The sequence below is a fragment of the Mariniflexile sp. TRM1-10 genome (assembly GCF_003425985.1).
Taxonomy (GTDB): domain Bacteria; phylum Bacteroidota; class Bacteroidia; order Flavobacteriales; family Flavobacteriaceae; genus Mariniflexile.
Genome location: NZ_CP022985.1, coordinates 770,132 through 790,827 on the forward strand (window position 1 = coordinate 770,132; position 20,696 = coordinate 790,827).

Sequence of the window (20,696 nt, forward strand, 5' to 3'; positions counted from 1 at the left end):
GGTTCATAACTAAGTAAGGCCAGTATGCTTTTAATCTACATTATCATGTAAAAATGAATTATTGCTTCTTATTTGGATATCATCATTATCATCAAACCCAACGCTAGATCTAGACAAATCTGTTTCAGAAGAATGTTTTGCTTCATCTAAATTAACGCCTTGACGCTTATAAGCTGGCACTCTTTCTATATCATCAATCTTGGCATTGTTGAATTTATAGTTAAAGTCTTTCATTTTACGTCTGCGTTCTTCAGCGCGCTCTTTAAGCATTTCTGAAATAGGACTATTCATTGGATCTAATTCATCATCAGTGCTTTCTTCTTGAACAGGTGATTTAACCACTTTCTTTTCGAATACGACCTCTTGGTCAAATTCTTCTATCATCTCTTTGGCTTTTGCTTGCTTTTTGTTCATTGAAGATTCTACTTCTATATAATCTTCCAAAGCATAACGCATATCACCTTTTTCGGTTGTTTCGTTAACTGGTATTAACTCCACATAATCATTCACCGAAATTTTCTTAACATCATCGTCTAACTGAAATGATGTTATTTGGTCTTCTTCTTTTTCAACTTTATCGTTGGAAGATAAAGGTAAATCAAACGTTAATGTGATTTGTTTCTCTTCTTCAATATAATCTGAAACCACTTCTATATCGGCAATATCTTTGTCTTTTTTAGACATTCTAGTAACTGGTTTAATAATGAAATCGTCATCCTCCTGAACGTTTGCTCTTACCTCTTCATAAACTACTTGAATGTTTTTTATAAGTTCTGAAGTTGGTATTAAATCTATATTGTTGTCAATCGAAGGATTGCTAACTTTTTCTTCGTTTACAATCGTTTTTTCAGATTTAACAGGCTCATCTTCTTCAATATCAAAATCCAAAGTGTGCTTTACAACTGTGGGCTCTTTCTTTTCTTTTAACTCAATAACGGGAGCGATAATGACAGGTTCTTTTTCTTTAGGGCTGAAATCTAAATCTTCACTAACCAATGAATGCACAACCTTTTTTGTTTCGGTATTGGAAATTTCGTCTTGTTGCTCTATATTAAAACCTGTCGCAATAATAGTTACAGCAATAGATTCTTCTAAACTTTCATCTTCCCCAACACCCATAATGATATTAGCACCATGACCCGCTTCATTTTGAATGTGGTCGTTTATTTCACCTATTTCATCAATGGTAATTTCGTGAGTTCCAGAAACTATTAGCAGCAATACATTTTTAGCTCCAGTAATTTTATTGTCATTTAACAATGGTGAATCCAAAGCTTTACGGATAGCATCTTGTGCACGGCTTTTCCCTGATGCCAATGCAGATCCCATAATAGCTGTTCCACTATTGCTTAATACGGTTTTAGCATCGCGTAAATCGATATTTTGTGTATAGTGGTGTGTAATAACTTCTGCTATACCACGAGCAGCTGTGGAAAGCACCTCATCGGCTTTAGAGAATCCTGCTTTAAAACCAAGATTGCCATATACTTCACGAAGCTTGTTGTTATTTATTACGATTAACGAATCCACCACATTTCTTAATTTCTCAATGCCAATTTGGGATTGCTCAATACGCATTTTGCCTTCAAACTGAAATGGCATGGTTACAATTCCTACGGTTAAGATATCTAAATCTTTAGCCATTTTAGCTATAATAGGTGCTGCACCGGTGCCCGTTCCACCTCCCATACCCGCTGTTATGAAAACCATTTTGGTATTGGTATCAAGCATATTTGAAATATCCTCGAAACTTTCAACCGCAGATTGTTCTCCAACTTGTGGGTTTGCTCCTGCTCCCAGCCCTTCAGTCAGGTTTACCCCTAATTGAATTTTGTTTGGTACACCGCTATTTTGAAGCGCTTGTGCATCTGTATTACAGATGTAAAAATCGACGCCTTTAATGCCTTGTTGGAACATGTGGTTAATGGCATTACTGCCGCCACCGCCAACACCAATAACCTTAATAACATTTGATTGATTTTTTGGTAAATCAAATGCAATACTTTCGAATTCTTTCTTGCTGCTCATAAATTCTGTTTTACTGGTATTATACTTTTACTTTTTGTTCTATGGATATTTTTCTATTACTCTGCGTTGTCTAAAAAATCTTTAACACGCTCGGTTAATTTGTCTAGAAAAGAACGGCGTTCTTTTACTGGTTTTTCTTTAATTTCTTCAATAGGCTTTTCATTTTCCGCCTCTTGCTTTTTCTCTTGCAGTTCAATCTTTTTTCGTTCGTTACGCTTTAAACCATCTAAAACCAAACCAACGGCAGTGGCGTATAACGGACTTGTAACATCATCATCACTATTACCCGCCAAATGTTCGTTAGGGTAACCTATTCTGGTGTCCATTCCTGTTATGTACTCCACTAACTGCTTTAAATGTTTTAATTGACTACCACCACCTGTTAAAACGATACCGGCAATCAATTTTTTCTTTTGTTCTTCGTGTCCGTAGTTTTTAATTTCTACATATACTTGCTCAATGATTTCAACAATACGCGCATGAATTATTTTAGAGAGATTTTTAAGGGTTATCTCTTTTGGTTCCCTGCCACGTAAACCTGGAATGGATACTATTTCATTATCCTTATTTTCTCCTGGCCATGCAGAACCAAATTTTATCTTTAATAATTCGGCTTGTTTTTCTATAATGGAACACCCTTCCTTGATGTCTTCCGTAATAACGTTTCCGCCGAAAGGAATGACCGCTGTATGACGGATGATACCATCTCTAAAAATGGCTAAATCGGTTGTACCGCCTCCTATATCAATAAGTGCAACACCTGCTTCTTTTTCTTCCTGACTTAATACGGCATTTGCCGATGCTAAAGGCTCTAACGTAATGCCTTCTAAATTTAAACCGGAGCTTTGCACACAACGACCTACGTTCCTTATAGACGATACTTGACCGACTACCACATGGAAATTGGCTTCTAAACGGCCGCCATACATCCCGATAGGTTCTTTAATTTCACCTTGCCCATCTACTTTATATTCTTGTGGCAATACGTGAATAATTTCTTCACCCGGAAGCATTACTAGTTTATGCACTTGGTTTATTAACTTGTCAATATCTTCTTCATCAATAACCGTTTCAGAATTTGCTCTGGTTATATAATCGCTGTGCTGCAGACTACGTATATGCTGACCTGCAATACCTACTGTTACACCTTCAATTTTAATATCGGAAGCCACTTCTGCCTCTTGAACCGCTTGCTGTATAGATTGAATGGTTTGTGTAATATTATTTACCACACCACGATGCACGCCCAAGCTTTTAGACCTACCAATGCCTAAAATTTCAACTTTTCCGTACTCGTTTTTACGACCAATCATAGCCACAATTTTTGTGGTTCCTATGTCTAATCCTACTGCTAAATTATGCTCCATGGCTTATATTTTGGTACATACTACTTGGTTATCAAACTGCAAATTGACTTTACTATAACTATCGAGTGCTTTATCTTTTAGGTTTTTTTGATAAAACGCTTTTAGGTTATTAACTTTTTTATCTAAAAATGTCACATCTCCCAGTTGCACTAAAAATTGGCATTGTCTCAGTTTTAAATACACAACCTTGTCTATGCCTTGATGAATTTCTATTACATGCTTTTTTAAAAACTCATCTTTGTTAATTTTACTTGCAACGATATAAATGTTTTTTAAATTATTTTTTTCAACATAACCAGTAACTAGTGGCACTCTAGCAGAATAATTATCAGATAATGGCATATAAAAACCGTCATCATCTATATAATAAGACGCACTTGTACTTACTCTTGCAATAGGCGTTTTTTGTTCAACTTCAGCATTAAGTGTACCATTTACAGTAACATACACTTCTGCCGTTTTTATCATTGGATTAGATTTTAGGGCAATTTCTAACTCATTCAAATCTAAAGTTTCTTTAGGTATATTTTTAGCTCCTTTAAAACTTTGTATTAACAATTTACTAACATTCTCGTTTGTTATAAACAGATTGTTTTCTCCAATAAACACCACATTAGGTTTAGATATTTTTCTAACAGAATTTCTTGCTGATGCAAAAGCAAACAAAAAGGTTACTAAACCTAGTAAAGCAAACATCTTTATGTAATTCCAGTTAATTTTCAAGGCTAAATTCTTTTTTTATGTGTTTTACTTCTTCCCCAATATCTCCTGCACCAATAGTTAGTACAATCTGCGCATTACTTTCATGTATTTTTTGCAATAAATCTGCTTTGCTAACTAGTTGTTTGTTTTCATTAGTCATTTTGCTTAATAGCCACGCCGAAGTGACCCCTTCCATTGGCAATTCCCTAGCTGGATAAATATCCAATAATAAGACCTCATCAAACTGCGATAAACTTTTTGCGAAACCATCAATAAAATCGCGGGTTCGACTGAATAAATGTGGTTGAAAAATGGCCAACACTTTTTTGTTAGGATACATTTCCCGCACCGCTTGGTGCACAGCATTAATCTCTTCCGGATGATGCGCATAATCATCAATATAAACGAAATTATCCGTTTTAATTTGATAGGTGAATCGTCGCTTTACGCCTTTAAAAGACGCTAATGCTTTGGCGAGCTGCCGGTGAGGGCAACCATATTCTACAGCCATCGCCAAGGCTATTAGTGCATTAGACAGATTATGTCTACCAGGTAGGTTAAATTGTATATTTTCAAGCACTGTTTTTGGTGTTTTCACATCAAAAACATAACTACCGTTCTTTATTTTTATGTTTTGAACCGAATAATCGGAGTCGTCTTCAATACCGTAAGTAATGCCATGGATAGGTAAACCGTTCCTAACAAATAATTTCCCGTTAGGCTTGATTTTTTTTGAAAAATCCTCGAATGACTTTATTAATTCTGAAGCATCTCCATAAATATCCAAATGGTCTGCATCCATAGAGGTAATGCAGGCTAAATTTGGCGATAAGGTTAAAAATGAGCGATCGAATTCGTCTGCTTCAACCACCGAAACTTCGGTACCATTAATAATTAAATTGGAGTTATAATTTTCGCAAATGCCTCCTAAAAAAGCAGTCAACGGCACATCGCATTCATTCAACAAATGCCCCAAAATACTGGAGGTTGTTGTTTTTCCATGCGTTCCTGCAACCGCTAAACAAAAGGTGTTTTCAGTTATTAAGCCTAAAACTTGGGAACGTTTTAATATTTGAAAATTATTGGTTTTAAAATATTCCAATTCAAAATGACCTTGTGGAATTGCTGGTGTATAAACAACCAACGTGTTTTCCTTATTTAAACAAGCTTGAGGAATATTTTTAACCGCATCTTCAAAATGAACTTCAATACCTAAAGCTCTTAAACTATCGGTAATATCAGAAGGTGTTTTATCATAACCAGCAACCACCTTCCCATTGGCAACAAAATAGCGTGCCAAAGCACTCATGCCAATACCGCCAATGCCAATAAAATAAACGTTATGTTTGGTTTTTAAATTCATTTACTCTTTAAAAGCTTTTCAACCTCATCGGCTATTTGTTTTGTTGCATTTACTAATGCTAACTTTTTTATGTTACTTCCTAATTTCTTTTGTTTTTCTGGCGAAGCAATAAGCTGCGAAAATTTATTTTCAAAATCGGCTTCTAAATCCTCTTCTTTAATGATCATAGCAGCATCTTTATCTACAATCGCCATAGCATTTTTTGTCTGATGATCTTCTGCAACATTTGGCGATGGCACAAAAATGACTGGCTTACCAACAATACAAAGCTCTGAAACAGAACTCGCGCCTGCTCTTGAAATCACAATATCGGCAGCAGCATAAGCAAAATCCATATTATTTAAAAATTCGTAAACCTGCACGTTATTCGTGTTGTTATAAATTTTATACTGACTATAATACAGCCTACCGCATTGCCATATAACTTGAACGTTTTGTGTATCCAAAAAATCCAGTTTTTTTTCAATTAACTGATTTATACGTCTAGAACCTAAACTACCACCCAAAACCAAGAGCGTATATTTTCCGTGTTTTAAATCGAAAAAGTTCTTGGCTTCAACAGTTTTTGTTTCAACATCCAATAAGCCTTTACGAACCGGATTTCCCGTTTTTATGATTTTATCTTTTGGAAAGAAACGCTCCAACCCATCATAAGCCACACAAATTTTTTGAGCTTTTTTAGCAAGCATTTTATTGGTAATTCCGGGGTAAGAATTTTGCTCTTGTATTAAGTACGGAATTTTATTGGCAGCAGCTATCTGTAACAAGGGTCCGCTTGCAAAACCACCTGTACCTATCGCCACATCTGGTTTGAACGCCTTAACTATTTTTCTAGCATTCCAAAGACTACTGATCAACTTAAAAGGAAACTTTAAGTTCTTCCATGTTAACTGCCGCTGAATTCCAGAAATCCAAAGCCCTTTGATTTCGTATCCCGCTTGTGGCACTTTTTCCATTTCCATTCTATCTTTGGCTCCAACAAACAAAAATTCTGCATCTGGAAAACGCAACTTCAACTCGTTTGCAATAGCAATAGCAGGATAGATATGACCACCTGTGCCCCCACCCGATAATATGATTTTATATGTTTTAGATTTTTCCACTAATGCACAAATGTTTGTTTTATAACTTCAGAAAAATAAATTCAAAATTCCAGTTTACACTTCAACATGCTACCAATGACGCTTTTAAATTAGGACTTCGACAAGCTCAGTCTGACAAACTAAACGTCATTTTACATTGCTCTTTTTTAGAATAAAAAACACCTTAATATAACATGTTTGTATTATTTCTCTTTATTCTTTTCTCTATTTTCTATTTTCTTTCATCTTCACAAATCGTAAATCTTCATTCCTCATATCGTTTCCGAAAGAATTTCCAAAGGGTTATCTTCCATAGTTTCTTGCTCCTTTATTTCTTCCCTCTTAGAACTAACACTTAATATAATTCCTATTGCTAAACAGGTCATCCAAATAGATGTTCCTCCACTACTTATTAAAGGTAATGTTTGCCCTGTTACTGGAAATAGCTCCACTGCTACCGCCATATTGATTAATGCCTGAAATACAATGGGCAGCCCTACACCCAACACCAATAATTTCCCAAAAATGGTATCGGCTTTTTGCGCTACTATAACAACCCTAAACAACAACCACATGTAAAGTATCATTATAAAAAAACCGCCTACAATACCATATTCTTCTATAATAATGGCGAAAATAAAATCGGAGGATGATTGTGGTAAAAAGTTTTTTTGAATACTTTTACCCGGACCCACACCAAAAACATCGCCCGAGGCTATCGCTATTTTAGCTTTTTCTATTTGATAATCAGCTTCGGTATCTTCATTGTTTGAATAGTTCTTAATTCTGTTTTCCCAAGTTTCAACTTTAACACTTAATGGCCCCGTCGTTAATTTGGCAACCATTACAAAAAGCACTAAGGCTATTAAACCCAACCCCAGTATAATTCCTATATAACGCATGGGGTAGCCTCCTAAAAAAACCAAGATCAACACCATTAAAAATATAATGGCAGTGGTTGAAAAATTTGAAGGCAGTATTAATGCCAAAATCATAAACACAGGCACCCAAAGCGGTAAAATTGAGCTCTTAAAAGTGATGTCTTTATCTTTTATTTTGGACATATACCTCGCCACATAAATCATGAGCACCACCGATGCCAAAGTAGATGTTTGAAAAGACACGCCTACTATGGGTATTTGAATCCATCTACTAGCACTTGCGCCCTCAATGGTGGTTCCTTGCAACATAGTAATTCCCAATAAAACCAATACAATAGGAATCATGATCAACGACAAGCCTTTAAAATATCTGTACGGTATTTTATGAACACCATACATAATCCCAAACCCTAATCCTAAATGCACTAAATGCTTAACAAAAAAGGTAAACGTATTTCCGCCAACGCTTTTATATGCCAAATTACTAGCAGCACTATAAACTGGCAAGAACGACACAATTGCTAACAACGCAACTATTGCCCAAATTAACCTATCGCCTTTTATGTTATTAAACAGTGTTTGCACTTTTTATATTTCTAATTTCTATTATAATGAGATGCATCGACAAGCTCAGCATGACAAAAACATAATTTATTATAAGTTTCTTACAGCCTCTTTAAATTGGCGCCCTCTATCTTCATAATTTTCAAATAAATCGAAACTGGCACATGCTGGAGACAATAACACATTATCACCTGCCTCGGTTAGCTTATAAGCTATTTTAACAGCTTCATTCATTGACTGGGTTTCTATAATAACATCAACCATCCCTCCAAAAGCATTCATAAGTTTTTCATTATCAACACCTAAACAAATAATAGCTTTCACTTTTTCGTTAATAAAGGGAAATAACTCTTCATAGTTATTGCCTTTATCTACTCCTCCAACGATCCAAACCGTTGGTGCATCCATACTTTCTAAGGCGTAATAGGTCGCATTTACGTTGGTTGCTTTAGAATCGTTTATGTATTGCACTTTATTAATTTTAAGCACATGCTCCAAACGATGTTCTACTCCTTGGAAATTTTCAAGGCTTTCGCGTATGGTTTGCTTTCTAATTTTTAATAAGTGAGCCACAGTAGAAGCAGCCATCGCATTTTTAACGTTATGATTTCCTTCTAAAGTAAGACTTGATGTTGGCATAATTATTTGTGTGTTATTTATTGTTATTATTATATTTTTATCTTTTAAATAGGCGCCATTTTCAATAGTTTTTGTTAATGAAAAGGGCAATAATGTGGATTGAACTGGGTGGTTTTTTAACCAATTTGTTAGCACTTCATCATCGGCATCGTAAATCAAATAATCATCTTTCGTTTGATTTTCAGTAATCCTAAACTTTGAAGCGATATAATTTTCAAATTTGTAATCATATCTATCTAAATGGTCGGGCGTAATGTTTGTGATTACAGCTATTTTCGGTTTAAAATCAACAATATCATCTAACTGAAAACTACTGATCTCTAACACATAGTTTGGATAATCTTTTTCCAGAATTTGTTTTGCAAAGCTATCCCCTATGTTACCTGCCAGCCCCACTTGCAGCTCTTCTTTTAAAAGATGATGCGTTAAAGTTGCCGTGGTTGTTTTACCATTACTTCCTGTAATACCCACGATGGTTGCGTTTGTAAATTTGGCAGCAAACTCTATTTCAGAAACCACTAAAATTCCTTGTTTGCGAATTTGTTTTAACAAAGGTGCTTTATCTGGGATTCCTGGACTTTTCATTACGATGTCGGCATTCAGTATTTTCTCTTCTGAATGCTTTTCATCTTCCCATTCAATCTCATTATGTATAAGAACTTCTTTGTACTTATCTTTAATTTTTCCTTTATCGGAAACAAAAACGTGGTAGCCTTTTGCTTTTCCTAAAAGTGCTGTTCCTACACCACTTTCTCCGCCTCCTAATACAACTAAACGCCCCATCCTAAATCCTTCCCCAAAGGGTAAGGACTTACCACTCTGCTTTTGTTAATTTCTTTTATGTGAACTTCTTTTATCACTTTTTTTAATTCTATTTTTTTCTGTAATTGTGAAATCTATTCTTTAAAGCTTCTTTCATTAACAATTCGTAATTCTAAAATCGTAATTCGTAAATTCATTTATCTTATTTTCAATGTCACTATAGATAGGATGGCTAGCAAAATGCCTACAATCCAAAAACGAGTAGCTATTTTACTTTCATGGTATCCAATTTTTTGATAGTGATGATGTAATGGTGCCATTTTAAAAATGCGTCGTCCTTCACCACATTTTTTCTTGGTATATTTAAACCAACTCACCTGCATAACCACCGATAAATTTTCTGCTAAAAAGATACCGCACAGTACCGGAATCAGCCATTCTTTTCTCACCGCAATAGCAATAACCGCTATTATACCTCCAATAGTTAAACTACCCGTATCTCCCATAAATACTTGTGCCGGATAGGTATTGTACCATAAAAACCCAATAAGCGCACCCACAAAAGCAGCGATGTAAATGGTGATTTCCTCGACCCTTGGGATGTACATAATATTGAGATAATCTGAAAAAATAATATTACCCGACACCCAGGCAAAAATGCCTAAGGTAAGTACGATGATAGCGGAAGTTCCTGCCGCTAACCCATCGATACCATCGGTTAGATTTGCTCCATTTGAAACCGCTGTAATGATGAAAATCGAAATTATTATGAATATAACCCAGCCATAATCTTCCAACTTAGGACTTATCCAAGTGATTATATTCTTATAATCAAACTCATTTCCTTTTACAAAAGGAATGGTTGTTTTGGTTGATTTTGTTTCTGCTTTAAAAAATTGAGTTGGAGACACATTAGGGTCCTCTATTAACATTTGCTGACGTACTTCAACGGGTAGCTTCTCCTTAATCGTGACGTTTGGATTAAAATACAGGGTAGCGCCCACAATAATCCCTAAACCTACTTGACCAAGTACTTTAAAACGTCCTTTTAATCCTTCTTTATCTTTTTTGAATTTCTTGATATAATCATCTATAAACCCAATAACCCCCATCCAAATCGTGGTGACGATCAATAAAATAATATAAACATTACCTAATTTTGCTAATAATAATACCGGAATGAGCGTTGCAAGAATAATGATAATTCCGCCCATTGTTGGGGTACCTGCTTTTTCGTTCTGTCCTACCAAACCTAAGTCCCTAATGGTTTCACCTACCTGTTGTTTTTGTAAAAAACGAATGATTCGCTTTCCGTAAATAGTAGAAATTAACAACGACAAAATCATGGCTGTGGCAGCCCTAAAGGTTATAAACCCAAAAAGAGATGCTCCTGGTAATTGAAATTGTTTTTCTAAATAATCAAACAGGTAATACAGCATTTGGTTATTGGTTATTTATTATTATGAAACCTCTCGACTGTGCTCGAGGTGTAACAATTATGTTATTTACTTAACTGGTTTAAAAACTCTTGTACTATTTTAAAATCATCAAAATCGAAACGTTCGCCTTTTATTTCTTGATAGGTTTCATGCCCTTTGCCTGCTATAAGAATAATATCATTTGGCTGTGCCATTTGGCAGGCTGTTTTTATAGCCTGAAGCCTATCGGTAATGGTTAATGTTTTTTTATAATTTTGAGGTTCTACTCCTTTTTCAATGTCTTTTAGAATGGCTTCTGGCTCTTCACTTCGTGGATTATCACTAGTAAAAATAACCTTGGTGCTTAAAGCCGTAGCAATATGCCCCATTTTAGGACGCTTGGTTTTATCTCTATCACCACCACAACCTACAACAGTTATTAACTCTTCGTTTTTTGTACGGATGCTATTAATGGTTTCCAATACGTTTTTAAGTGCGTCGGGTGTATGTGCATAATCAACAATCGCTGTGATTTTTTCGTTTGAAATGACATACTGAAAACGGCCACTTACACTTTCCAATTCGCTTATAAAACGCAGAATCTCCACTTTTTCAAGACCTAACAATTCTGCTGTTGCGTAAATTGCCAAGATATTATAAGCATTAAAATTCCCTATAAGTCGTGTCCAAACTTCAGCATCATTTATCTTTAACAATAAGCCTCCAAATTGATTTTCCAAAATTTGGGATTTATAATCGGCATACCCTTTTAAAGCATAAGTGTATTTTCGTGCTTTGGTATTTTGCAGCATCACCAATCCGTTCTTATCATCCGTGTTCACAAGAGCGAATGCTTTTTCCGGAAGCGCATCAAAAAAGGATTTTTTCACATCGCGGTATTCGGAAAATGTATTGTGATAGTCTAAATGATCGTGCGTTAGATTGGTAAAAATACCACCTTCAAACCGCAAGCCTTCTGTTCTATGTTGATGAATGCCATGAGAGCTTACTTCCATAAAGCAAAACTCAACACCTTCAGTATTCATCGCTTGTAAATACTTATTGATAGTTAAAGAATCGGGAGTCGTATGGGTGGCTTTATACTCGATAGTATCAACCATAATTTTTACGGTAGACAACAATCCCACTTTATAACCTGCTTTTTTGAATAACTGATACAACAAACTTGCGACTGTCGTTTTTCCGTTAGTACCCGTAACACCAACCAACTTTAAATTCCCTGAAGGGTTTTCATAATAATTTGAAGCCATTATCGCTAAGGCTTTACTGCTATTGTCTACCTCAACATACGTAACTCCATCACTTAGTTTTTCGGGCAAAACTTCACAAATCACGGCAACCGCGCCTTGTTTTATGGCAACATCAATAAACTTATGACCATCTGAAACACTTCCTTTAATAGCAACAAACACATAGCCGCCCTTAATATTCCTAGAGTCGAAATCAATAGCAGTCACTCCAACACCCGTAGAACCTACCACAGCGTTAATAGTTACTTTATATAATATGTCTTTTAATATGGTCATGAAGCTTTTAAAACGACTACTTGGTTATTCTTTAACTTTATATTTTGTTCTACGGACTGCTTTTTAACAATACCATTTCCTTCTAATTTCACTTTTACCTTAACCTGCATATTTTCCAGCAATGCCAAAGCATCCATAGCGGGTAAACCAACCACATTTGGCATAATGGTTTTGTACGTTTGGGCTGTTTTATAGAAACTTTCATATTCGGTTTCTACCGAAGCTACTCTAACATCCAAAGACTTCACCTCGTCTATAATGGGCGTATCAGTAAATATTTTCTGGGCTATTCTTTTGAATACTGGACCAGATACATCGGCACCATAATACCCCACACTTTTATCGGGCTCGTGAATAACCACAATACATGAATATTTTGGGTTCTCAGCAGGAAAATAACCTGCAAATGATGAGATATAACTTAACTTATCTTTATTAGCATAATCTTTTTGACTGGTTCCTGTTTTCCCTGCCATCGAGAAGTTTTCAGAATACAACCTGTGTCCAGTACCATGTTTTTTCTCCACGACATTTTTAAGTAATTGCTTTACTTTTAAAATGGTTTCTTTTGAACAAATTTGCTCGTTTAACACTTCCTTTTTAAAAGGCACCACCACATCGTCAAACTCTTTTACCTCCCTTAAAAATTGAGGCTTAACCATTTCTCCATCATTAGCAATGGCGTTATAAAAGGTTAAAGTTTGTAGAGGTGTGAGAGACACGCCATAACCATAAGCCATCCACTGCAAAGCAATACCACTCCAACGCCCGTTTTTAACTCGTGGGTCTGGAATAACAGGCTTAGGCTCTCCAATAATAGGTAGGTCTAAATCATTATTAAGATTCATGGCGTATAACCTATCAACAAATTTGCTCGGTGATTTACCATAAGCTTTATCAATAGCCTTTACAATTCCTGTGTTCGAAGACACCTCAAACGCTTTAGATACCGTAATTTTACCATAACCACCACGATGCGAATCTTCAACCGATTCACCGTAGAATTTTATAATCCCCTTCTCGGTATCTACGACATCGCTGGTATCAATAACTTTATCCTCAATGCCAGCAGTTAAGGCCATTAATTTAAAAGTAGAACCTGGCTCATGGGATTCACCAACCGCATAATTTAAACGTTCGTAATAATAGCCATCGCTGTTTCTTCCTAAATTTGAAATAGCACGAACTTCGCCAGTTTTTGTTTCCATCACCACTACACAACCATGATCTGCTTTGTATTTTTCCAATTGCTCCAAAAGTGCATGGTGCGCAATATCCTGAATATTGACATCGATGGTTGTATAAACATCATAGCCGTTTTTAGGATCAATTTCATTGGCATCATTCAAAGGCTTCCACTGCCCTTTTCCTATTTGCTGTTTTTTTCGTTGCCCATCGGTTCCACGTAAATACTTCACTCCAAAAGCACCATCAATACCCGCTCTAGTCACATTTCCCTTTTCATCAAAACGCTCATAACCAATAGAACGCTGTGCAATACCACCCATAGGATGTTCACGCTTGGTCGTTTGCTCTACAATCAACCCGCCTTTGTATGCCCCCAACTCCAACAATGGGAAATTGCGTAAACGGATATAATCAAAGTACCCAACATTTCTAGCGATTAAGTGGTACCTATTTTTATTCACACGTGCTTTTCTAAGTTCGTTTTGATAATAACCAGAAGGTTTTCCATAATATTTTGAAAGCGAATCACTTAAAGGCTTTACGTATTTTTCGAAGGTTTTCGCTGTTGGCGTTAACGCATCAAACCTAATATCGTATTTAGGAATGGAAGTTGCCAGCAAATTTCCTTTAAGAGAATACACATTACCTCTATTTGCAGGAATCACCACATTTTTAATGACACGCTCGCCAGCTAAAGCTCTATACTTATCGCCTTGGAAAAACTGAAGACTAACCAATTTGAACAGCACAGCAAGTCCGAAGATGAACATACACCCTGCCACAAAATACAATCGGTTTAATATGCTTTTCTCGTTTATCACTAAGCCCTATGTTATTTTTGAGATTTTACTTTTATTTTTTTTGGTGGAATTACCGATGGTTCTATGCCTTTTTGCAACATAACTTCCATAACATGCGATTCCATTTTTAATTTCATAAGCCTTGAGCGACCATCAATAAAGGCCGACCGCATTTCGCTTACTTCATTTTTTAATCGCGCTATTTCATACACCTTTTTATCAGCACTGTGTGAACTCGCAATCATCACTATAGCCAAAGCCGAAATAAATATGATAAACCTCCAATTCTTAAAAGAGTCATCACTTACCAAAAAAGTGCCTTTTAATATTTTATAGATGTTTGTTTTCATCCTCCCTGCCTCTCCTAGACATCTCTCCAAAGGAGAGAATTAGTTATTTAATTATCACTAAAATCCTCACTGCTTTTAGCAGAACTCCTTCCTTTTGGAAAGAGTTAGGATGCATTATATTTTTTCCGCAATTCGAAGTTTTGCACTTCTTGCTCTACTATTATTTTTTATTTCTTCTTTTGAAGGCACTATTAAACCATTTACTTTTTTAAGTGGTACTTCAAAATTTCCATACATATCGCGCTCAGGCTCCCCTTCAAACAAGCCATTTCTTATAAAACGCTTTACCAATCTATCTTCCAACGAGTGATAAGAAATCAAACTTAATCGGCCGCCTTCATTTAAAAGCTCTGGCGTTTGCTCCAAAAACTCTTTTAAAGCCTCAATTTCTTGGTTCACTTCAATTCTTATCGCTTGATATATTTGGGCCAACACTTTATTTTCATGTCGTGGTGGCAAAAACTTTTTCAATACTGCTTTCAACTCTTCACTAGTAACAATAGGTTGCGATTCCCGGTGTTCAACAATTAATTTTGCCATCGCTGGTGCCGCCCTCAATTCGCCATACTGCAAAAACACCTGTTTCAATTGCTCTTCCTCGTATTTATTTACAACCTGAAAAGCTGACAACATATTTTGCTGATCCATTCGCATGTCCAAATCCGCCTCAAAACGCGTTGAAAAACCACGTTCCGCAACATCAAATTGATGTGACGACACACCAAAATCCGCCAAAACCCCATCCACTTTCTTTACACCATAAAATCTTAAAAAGCGTTTTATGTAACGAAAGTTTTCATTTATCAAGGTGAATCTTGAATCGTCAATCGTATTTTTAAGAGCGTCTTGATCTTGATCGAAAGCAAATAATTTTCCTTTATCACCAAGTCGTTTTAATATTTCTTTACTGTGCCCACCACCACCAAAAGTGACATCTACATAAATACCATCTGGATTAATATTCAACCCGTCAACAGCTTCTTTCAATAATACTGGGTTATGATATTCCATGGTCGTCATCATCTTGTCCCATAACTTCTTCTGCCAAATCTGCAAAATCTACAGCAGCATCATCTATGGCTTGTTCATATAAATCCTTATCCCAAATCTCAATAATATTAATGGCAGAGGTTACCACGATGTCTTTTGAAATATTTGCAAATACCGTTAAATCTTTAGGAATCAATAAGCGTCCGTTCACATCTACCTCAACCATTTTAACACCTGCTGTAAAACGACGGATAAAATCGTTGTTCTTTTTATTGAACCGATTAAGCTTATTCATTTTCTGCATAAGCACCTGCCATTCGCTCATGGGGTACAATTCCAAACACTTTTGAAACACAGAACGTCGCAACACAAATCCATCTGGCAAAACCGAAGACAGTTGCTTTTTAAGCGGAGAAGGCATCATTAGCCTGCCTTTTGCATCCACTTTACAATCGTATGTTCCTGTTAATAAGTCCAATGTGATTTGTGAGCTTTTTTGTGTTTATGTTTCAAATATATTGAAAATTTTACCACTTTTTACCACTTTATACCACTTTGTTAATAATTTTTCGACTAAACGCAACTTATGAGGGTTTTTAAATCACAACAACACCCACTACCACTTAGTATCAATAGGTTAAACATAACTTTTCAACAATGCCACGATTGTTAACATCTCAGTTTCGAAATATTATTTTTGAAAATCAATAAAATGATTGAAATATGAATGAAATAACTATATTTGTTTTTAAAGCAATGACATCCGATTAATGACCCATAGTTTAAAAAAAGAGAAGAATTACAGCTATATTGAAGCTGGTGAAGGCACACCAATTATAGTATTACACGGATTAATGGGCGGCTTAAGTAATTTTGATTCGGTAATTAAATATTTTAGCCAAAGAGGATATAATGTTGTTATTCCTGAACTTCCTATTTACTCCATGTCTTTACTTAAAACCAATGTAAAAAGTTTTGCTAGATACCTACACGACTTTATAGAATTCAAAGGCTATGAAGAAGTTATTTTACTAGGTAATTCGTTGGGCGGACACATTGGTTTATATCACACAAAACAATACCCCGATAAAGTAAAAGCATTGGTCATAACAGGAAGTTCTGGCCTATACGAGAGCGCTATGGGTGGTGGTTACACCAAACGCAGCGATTATGAAGTTATTAAAAAGAAAGCACAGGATGTTTTTTACGATCCTTCTATTGCAACCAAGGCCATTGTAGATGAAGTTTACGAAACCGTAAACGACCGTAACAAGCTTATAAAAACATTAGCCATTGCCAAAAGTGCCATTCGGCATAACATGGCAAAGGATTTACCAAAAATGAACATCCCCACCTGTATTATTTGGGGTAAAAACGACACCGTAACACCGCCGGAAGTCGCCGAAGAATTTGACAGTCTTTTACCAGATTCTGAGTTATTTTGGGTTGACAAATGTGGGCATGCCGCTATGATGGAACACCCCGACCAGTTTAACCAAATTCTTGATGCTTGGCTACAAAAAAGAAATCTTTAATTAAGTTACAAAACCCCAAATCTCAACAAGGTTTAAATGGTGATTTGAATTAATATCAAAAAAATAGATGCATATAAAATCGGCCGAGTTTGTAATGAGTAATTCCGATGTGGCAAAATGCCCTAAAGGATTACTGCCCGAGTATGCGTTTATTGGCAGAAGTAACGTAGGCAAATCGTCACTCATCAACATGCTAACGAGTCGAAAAAGTTTAGCTAAAACCTCAGGAAGACCAGGTAAAACACAACTTATCAATCATTTTTTAATTAATAAAAATTGGCACTTGGTAGATTTACCGGGATATGGTTATGCACGTGTTTCTAAAAATGCAAAAAAAACGTTTCAAAAATTTATCACCCAATATTTTAGCCTACGCGAACAACTAGTAACCGCTTTTGTTTTAGTAGATATAAGGCACGAGCCCCAACCTATTGATTTAGAATTTATGCAATGGCTGGGCGAGCATGGCATTCCGTTTTCTATCATTTTTACTAAAGCCGACAAACTAAAACCCAATGCGATTTTAAGACATGTTGAAGATTACAAAAACGTGCTTTTAGAAACATGGGAAGACATGCCTAATTATTTTATAACCTCATCGAGCAATGAAGCGGGAAAAGATGCTGTTTTAAACTATATTAATGGGTTGAATGAGAATATGGAATTGGGGACACATTGAATTTCTTTATAAAAGTAAAGCAGCTCATTTAAAAACTATTAAATCTACTAATAAATTTACCCAAATTTAAAACTAAAGGCGTGTAAGACAGTAGACAAGCCTTGTCAACGCTCTTATAACCGATAAAGATTCATCTTAAATATAAACTTTAACATTCGCCATCGACTTTTACAAAAACTTTAAGATTATTTAGACTTATCTTTAAAACTTTACTAATCTTTAAACGGATTTCCACCTTTATGGAAATAATAAAAACACTAATCCTATGAAAAAATCGACATTTATTACAAGTATTGCTTGCATCTTTATCATGCTTTTATCTTCTACTATGGAGGCTCAAAAATTCAGTTCTATAGACAAAAGTCCTATGGATGCCACGGCATATCCTAGCAGCCACAAAGAACCTAACAAACTAGTAAAAGTAGTTTATAGCAGACCGCAACTTAAAGAAAGGGATTTAAGCACTTTAGCTCCTAACGGCAAAGTATGGCGTACCGGCGCGAACGAAGCTGCCAATATCACCTTATATAAAGACATGAAAGTTGGCGGGAAAGCAGTTAAAGCAGGAGAATATTCTCTGTTTACAATTCCTGGGGATACAGAATGGACTATTATTTTAAATAAAGATATTAATGTTTGGGGCGCTTATTCGTATAACGAAGCCAATGATGTTATTAGAGTTTCGGCACCTGTAAGTTCTGGCGATTCATTGGAAGCTTTCTCGATTGCTTTTGCCGATGATGGCACAATGTATTTAGGCTGGGACACGGTTAGGGTTGCTGTACCTTTTACAAAATAGGCTTTAGGCTTTAGGCTTTAGGCAAAAAAAAAGTTCCATAGCGAAATGCTAATGGAACTTTTTTTTCTATAAAACTTTAAACACATGCCCTAATAGCCAATATAAAATCAGGAAGACAAAGAAGGTTCCAAAACATCCGCATTTTCCGCCACCAATTTTTTTTGCGCCCCAAGCGGCTCCAATAATTCTTAATAATTTTTCCACAGTATTTAAATAAATAACAACCATTGAATAATGTCGTGTTTTAAAATTAGACAAAGTGACTCAACAGATTGATTTTAAGCTACTATTTACAGTATTTCTACTTTATACTTCACAACGTTTAAACTTTCAACTTACTTATGCACCTATTTAGGGAATATTTAAATACTTATGCGTTTGTAGTGACACTTTCCATTTAGGGTTTGCCATTACATAATCTACAATTTCAGGAATCACTTTATCACGTTTGCTAGCTTCTGATTTTCCTACGGAAATTCCTCGCTATCAAAACCGCACTATTCTCATACATAAACGTCAAACCAACCTACCCTTCCACATCCAAAATATTACGCAACACATTATCAATGCACAAAAACCAATTTTAACACTATGTAATAAAAAAATTAATTAAATTTGAAAATACCATAAAAAGTCAAAATGGACACAACGGCACAAATAAAAAACAATTTAATTAATAGAATTAAGAACTCTAAAGACTTAAACTTTTTAAGAGCACTACAAACCATATTTGATACATCAGAACAAGCATTATATGAATTGTCTACTGAACAAAATAAAGCTATTGAAGCTGGACGCCATGAAATAACAAATGGAACTTACAAAGAACACAAAGAAGTAATGTCTGAAATGAAACAATGGCTAACAAAAAAATAATTTGGTCTTTAAGAGCAAAAATTGAGTTAGAGGATATTCTTGAATTTTTCAATCATAGAAATGGAAATTCTAACTACAGCCTAAAAATTTTATTGGAAATTGAAGATTTACTTAAAACACTTTCTACAACTGAGTTTATAGGCAGGTTAACCTCAAACAAAGAAACCAGAGTAATCACGATGGAAGTTTACCTGATTTTTTATGAAACAAATGAAGACAGAATTGAAATAGTTTCTTTTTGGGATAACCGCCAAAATCCTAAAAAAAGGTTAACAAAATAATAGTAATTTATAGCAGACCGCAACTTAATGTTATTTATAAAACCTTAAACACGTATCCTAAAAGCCAATATAAAATTAGGAATACAAAGATGGTTCCAAAACATCCGCATTTTCCGCCACCAATTTTTTTTGCGCCCCAAGCGGCTCCAATAATTCTTAATAATTTTTCCATAGTATTTTAAATATGTACCAATTTAGGGAATATTTAAATACTTATGCGTTTGTAGTGACACTTTCCATTTAGGGTTTGCCATTACATAATCTACAATTTCAGGAATTACTTTATCGCGTTTGCTCCACTCGGGTTGCAAATACAAAATACAATCTTTATTTACTTTGGCAGCTTGTTCTTCCGCAAAGCGGAAATCGTCTTTATTATATACAATTACTTTAAGCTCGTGGGCTTTTGCATATACTTCTTTAGTAGGGAGTTTTATTTTTTTAGGCGATAAGCAAATCCAGTCCCAAATACCCGTTAGTTTATAAGCACCAGAGGTTTCAATATGTATCTGTAAGCCTTCGGCTTTTAACTTTGTAGTTAAGGGCGTCATATCCCACGTTAATGGCTCGCCACCTGTAACCACGATGGTATTACTATACTTTTTAGCGTTTTCAACAATTTTTAAGATGTCGGTTGGTGGGTGCAAATTAGCATTCCAACTTTCCTTTACATCACACCAATGGCAACCTACATCGCAGCCGCCTATTCTAACAAAATACGCAGCAGTTCCTTTATGGAAACCTTCACCTTGTATGGTGTAAAACTCTTCCATTAATGGCAACATGTTGCCTGTATCAACTAATTTTTTTATCTCTTTGTTCATAAGGCTGCAAAGATAAACGTT

Annotated in this window: 21 protein-coding genes and 1 pseudogene; 5 read left to right on the forward strand and 17 right to left on the reverse strand. The window is 35.5% G+C overall.

Going from position 1 to position 20,696, the window contains the following annotated elements:
• Positions 1-30 precede the first annotated feature (30 nt).
• From ftsZ to mraZ, 13 genes are all read right to left on the reverse strand, one after another.
• Positions 31-2,028: a cell division protein FtsZ gene (gene ftsZ / locus CJ739_RS03550; RefSeq protein ID WP_117172671.1), complete on the reverse strand. Its 1,998-nt coding sequence runs from the start codon at positions 2,026-2,028 to the stop codon at positions 31-33.
• A 56-nt stretch (positions 2,029-2,084) separates the two neighbouring features.
• Positions 2,085-3,395 (reverse strand): cell division protein FtsA, encoded by a 1,311-nt coding sequence (ftsA, locus tag CJ739_RS03555; protein WP_117172672.1) that lies wholly within the window; start codon positions 3,393-3,395, stop codon positions 2,085-2,087.
• 3 nt (positions 3,396-3,398) lie between these two features.
• Entirely contained in the window at positions 3,399-4,091 is a 693-nt protein-coding gene (locus CJ739_RS03560; protein ID WP_335645418.1) for a cell division protein FtsQ/DivIB, read from the reverse strand.
• Between the two features lie 16 nt (positions 4,092-4,107).
• Entirely contained in the window at positions 4,108-5,460 is a 1,353-nt protein-coding gene (murC, locus tag CJ739_RS03565; RefSeq protein WP_117172674.1) for a UDP-N-acetylmuramate--L-alanine ligase, read from the reverse strand.
• A complete protein-coding gene (gene murG, locus CJ739_RS03570) occupies positions 5,457-6,563 on the reverse strand; it encodes an undecaprenyldiphospho-muramoylpentapeptide beta-N-acetylglucosaminyltransferase (protein ID WP_117172675.1) in 1,107 nt (368 codons plus the stop codon). Before murG ends, murC begins: the two co-directional genes overlap by 4 nt.
• Positions 6,564-6,814: 251 nt before the next feature.
• Entirely contained in the window at positions 6,815-8,008 is a 1,194-nt protein-coding gene (locus tag CJ739_RS03575) for an FtsW/RodA/SpoVE family cell cycle protein (protein ID WP_117172676.1), read from the reverse strand.
• A gap of 69 nt (positions 8,009-8,077) precedes the next feature.
• Positions 8,078-9,409: a UDP-N-acetylmuramoyl-L-alanine--D-glutamate ligase gene (gene murD, locus CJ739_RS03580; RefSeq protein ID WP_117172677.1), complete on the reverse strand. Its 1,332-nt coding sequence runs from the start codon at positions 9,407-9,409 to the stop codon at positions 8,078-8,080.
• Positions 9,410-9,585: 176 nt separating this feature from the next.
• Positions 9,586-10,827 carry a phospho-N-acetylmuramoyl-pentapeptide-transferase gene (mraY, locus tag CJ739_RS03585; RefSeq protein WP_117172678.1) on the reverse strand — a complete coding sequence of 414 codons (1,242 nt, stop codon included), beginning with the start codon at positions 10,825-10,827 and terminating at the stop codon, positions 9,586-9,588.
• Positions 10,828-10,889: 62 nt separating this feature from the next.
• A complete protein-coding gene (locus CJ739_RS03590) occupies positions 10,890-12,353 on the reverse strand; it encodes a UDP-N-acetylmuramoyl-L-alanyl-D-glutamate--2,6-diaminopimelate ligase (protein ID WP_117172679.1) in 1,464 nt (487 codons plus the stop codon).
• Positions 12,350-14,311: a PASTA domain-containing penicillin-binding protein gene (locus CJ739_RS03595; RefSeq protein WP_117172680.1), complete on the reverse strand. Its 1,962-nt coding sequence runs from the start codon at positions 14,309-14,311 to the stop codon at positions 12,350-12,352. Before CJ739_RS03595 ends, CJ739_RS03590 begins: the two co-directional genes overlap by 4 nt.
• A 62-nt stretch (positions 14,312-14,373) precedes the next feature.
• Positions 14,374-14,691: an FtsL-like putative cell division protein gene (locus CJ739_RS03600; RefSeq protein ID WP_117172681.1), complete on the reverse strand. Its 318-nt coding sequence runs from the start codon at positions 14,689-14,691 to the stop codon at positions 14,374-14,376.
• A 114-nt stretch (positions 14,692-14,805) separates the two neighbouring features.
• Entirely contained in the window at positions 14,806-15,702 is an 897-nt protein-coding gene (rsmH, locus tag CJ739_RS03605) for a 16S rRNA (cytosine(1402)-N(4))-methyltransferase RsmH (RefSeq protein WP_117172682.1), read from the reverse strand.
• Positions 15,689-16,159 carry a division/cell wall cluster transcriptional repressor MraZ gene (gene mraZ, locus CJ739_RS03610; protein WP_117172683.1) on the reverse strand — a complete coding sequence of 157 codons (471 nt, stop codon included), beginning with the start codon at positions 16,157-16,159 and terminating at the stop codon, positions 15,689-15,691. Before mraZ ends, rsmH begins: the two co-directional genes overlap by 14 nt.
• A gap of 292 nt (positions 16,160-16,451) precedes the next feature.
• Here mraZ and CJ739_RS03615 point away from each other — a divergent pair, with 292 nt between their 5' ends.
• The 3 genes from CJ739_RS03615 to CJ739_RS03625 all read left to right on the forward strand — a co-directional run bounded on the left by CJ739_RS03615 (position 16,452) and on the right by CJ739_RS03625 (position 18,694).
• Positions 16,452-17,216 carry an alpha/beta fold hydrolase gene (locus CJ739_RS03615; RefSeq protein WP_117172684.1) on the forward strand — a complete coding sequence of 255 codons (765 nt, stop codon included), beginning with the start codon at positions 16,452-16,454 and terminating at the stop codon, positions 17,214-17,216.
• A gap of 67 nt (positions 17,217-17,283) precedes the next feature.
• Positions 17,284-17,895, forward strand: coding sequence for a ribosome biogenesis GTP-binding protein YihA/YsxC (gene yihA, locus CJ739_RS03620; RefSeq protein WP_117172685.1), 612 nt, complete (start codon positions 17,284-17,286; stop codon positions 17,893-17,895).
• Between the two features lie 265 nt (positions 17,896-18,160).
• Positions 18,161-18,694 (forward strand): DUF2911 domain-containing protein, encoded by a 534-nt coding sequence (locus CJ739_RS03625; RefSeq protein WP_117172686.1) that lies wholly within the window; start codon positions 18,161-18,163, stop codon positions 18,692-18,694.
• A 66-nt stretch (positions 18,695-18,760) separates the two neighbouring features.
• On the opposite strand, the gene CJ739_RS20255 is transcribed toward CJ739_RS03625, so the two are convergent.
• On the reverse strand, positions 18,761-18,898 hold the full coding sequence (locus CJ739_RS20255; RefSeq protein WP_162880119.1) for a hypothetical protein: 138 nt from the start codon (positions 18,896-18,898) through the stop codon (positions 18,761-18,763).
• Positions 18,899-19,045: 147 nt separating this feature from the next.
• A pseudogene (locus CJ739_RS20520) lies at positions 19,046-19,153 on the reverse strand (7-carboxy-7-deazaguanine synthase QueE); the annotation flags it as partial.
• A 180-nt stretch (positions 19,154-19,333) separates the two neighbouring features.
• On the opposite strand from CJ739_RS20520, the gene CJ739_RS03635 reads away from it, so the two are divergent.
• Both CJ739_RS03635 and CJ739_RS03640 read left to right on the forward strand, forming a co-directional pair.
• Positions 19,334-19,570: a hypothetical protein gene (locus tag CJ739_RS03635; protein ID WP_117172687.1), complete on the forward strand. Its 237-nt coding sequence runs from the start codon at positions 19,334-19,336 to the stop codon at positions 19,568-19,570.
• Positions 19,552-19,851 (forward strand): type II toxin-antitoxin system RelE/ParE family toxin, encoded by a 300-nt coding sequence (locus CJ739_RS03640; RefSeq protein WP_117172688.1) that lies wholly within the window; start codon positions 19,552-19,554, stop codon positions 19,849-19,851. The genes CJ739_RS03635 and CJ739_RS03640 overlap by 19 nt, the downstream gene beginning before the upstream one ends.
• 34 nt (positions 19,852-19,885) lie before the next feature.
• On the opposite strand, the gene CJ739_RS20260 is transcribed toward CJ739_RS03640, so the two are convergent.
• Both CJ739_RS20260 and CJ739_RS03645 read right to left on the reverse strand, forming a co-directional pair.
• A complete protein-coding gene (locus CJ739_RS20260) occupies positions 19,886-20,023 on the reverse strand; it encodes a hypothetical protein (protein ID WP_162880120.1) in 138 nt (45 codons plus the stop codon).
• A gap of 22 nt (positions 20,024-20,045) precedes the next feature.
• Positions 20,046-20,675: a 7-carboxy-7-deazaguanine synthase QueE gene (locus CJ739_RS03645; RefSeq protein WP_117172689.1), complete on the reverse strand. Its 630-nt coding sequence runs from the start codon at positions 20,673-20,675 to the stop codon at positions 20,046-20,048.
• Between the last annotated feature and the right edge of the window lie 21 nt (positions 20,676-20,696).

Bases quoted from the DNA above. Each gene is read 5' to 3' on its own strand.
- CJ739_RS03560 (WP_335645418.1), bottom strand. From the start codon at position 4,091: ATGTTTGCTTTACTAGGTTTAGTAACCTTTTTGTTTGCTTTTGCATCA.
- CJ739_RS03640 (WP_117172688.1), top strand. From the start codon at position 19,552: ATGGCTAACAAAAAAATAATTTGGTCTTTAAGAGCAAAAATTGAGTTA.
- CJ739_RS03625 (WP_117172686.1), top strand. From the start codon at position 18,161: ATGAAAAAATCGACATTTATTACAAGTATTGCTTGCATCTTTATCATG.
- CJ739_RS03645 (WP_117172689.1), bottom strand. From the start codon at position 20,675: ATGAACAAAGAGATAAAAAAATTAGTTGATACAGGCAACATGTTGCCA.
- CJ739_RS03635 (WP_117172687.1), top strand. From the start codon at position 19,334: ATGGACACAACGGCACAAATAAAAAACAATTTAATTAATAGAATTAAG.
- CJ739_RS20260 (WP_162880120.1), bottom strand. From the start codon at position 20,023: ATGGAAAAATTATTAAGAATTATTGGAGCCGCTTGGGGCGCAAAAAAA.
- CJ739_RS03600 (WP_117172681.1), bottom strand. From the start codon at position 14,691: ATGAAAACAAACATCTATAAAATATTAAAAGGCACTTTTTTGGTAAGT.
- rsmH (WP_117172682.1), bottom strand. From the start codon at position 15,702: ATGGAATATCATAACCCAGTATTATTGAAAGAAGCTGTTGACGGGTTG.
- ftsZ (WP_117172671.1), bottom strand. From the start codon at position 2,028: ATGAGCAGCAAGAAAGAATTCGAAAGTATTGCATTTGATTTACCAAAA.
- murC (WP_117172674.1), bottom strand. From the start codon at position 5,460: ATGAATTTAAAAACCAAACATAACGTTTATTTTATTGGCATTGGCGGT.
- mraY (WP_117172678.1), bottom strand. From the start codon at position 10,827: ATGCTGTATTACCTGTTTGATTATTTAGAAAAACAATTTCAATTACCA.
- ftsA (WP_117172672.1), bottom strand. From the start codon at position 3,395: ATGGAGCATAATTTAGCAGTAGGATTAGACATAGGAACCACAAAAATT.
- CJ739_RS03590 (WP_117172679.1), bottom strand. From the start codon at position 12,353: ATGACCATATTAAAAGACATATTATATAAAGTAACTATTAACGCTGTG.
- murD (WP_117172677.1), bottom strand. From the start codon at position 9,409: ATGGGGCGTTTAGTTGTATTAGGAGGCGGAGAAAGTGGTGTAGGAACA.
- CJ739_RS03595 (WP_117172680.1), bottom strand. From the start codon at position 14,311: ATGTTCATCTTCGGACTTGCTGTGCTGTTCAAATTGGTTAGTCTTCAG.
- CJ739_RS03615 (WP_117172684.1), top strand. From the start codon at position 16,452: ATGACCCATAGTTTAAAAAAAGAGAAGAATTACAGCTATATTGAAGCT.
- yihA (WP_117172685.1), top strand. From the start codon at position 17,284: ATGCATATAAAATCGGCCGAGTTTGTAATGAGTAATTCCGATGTGGCA.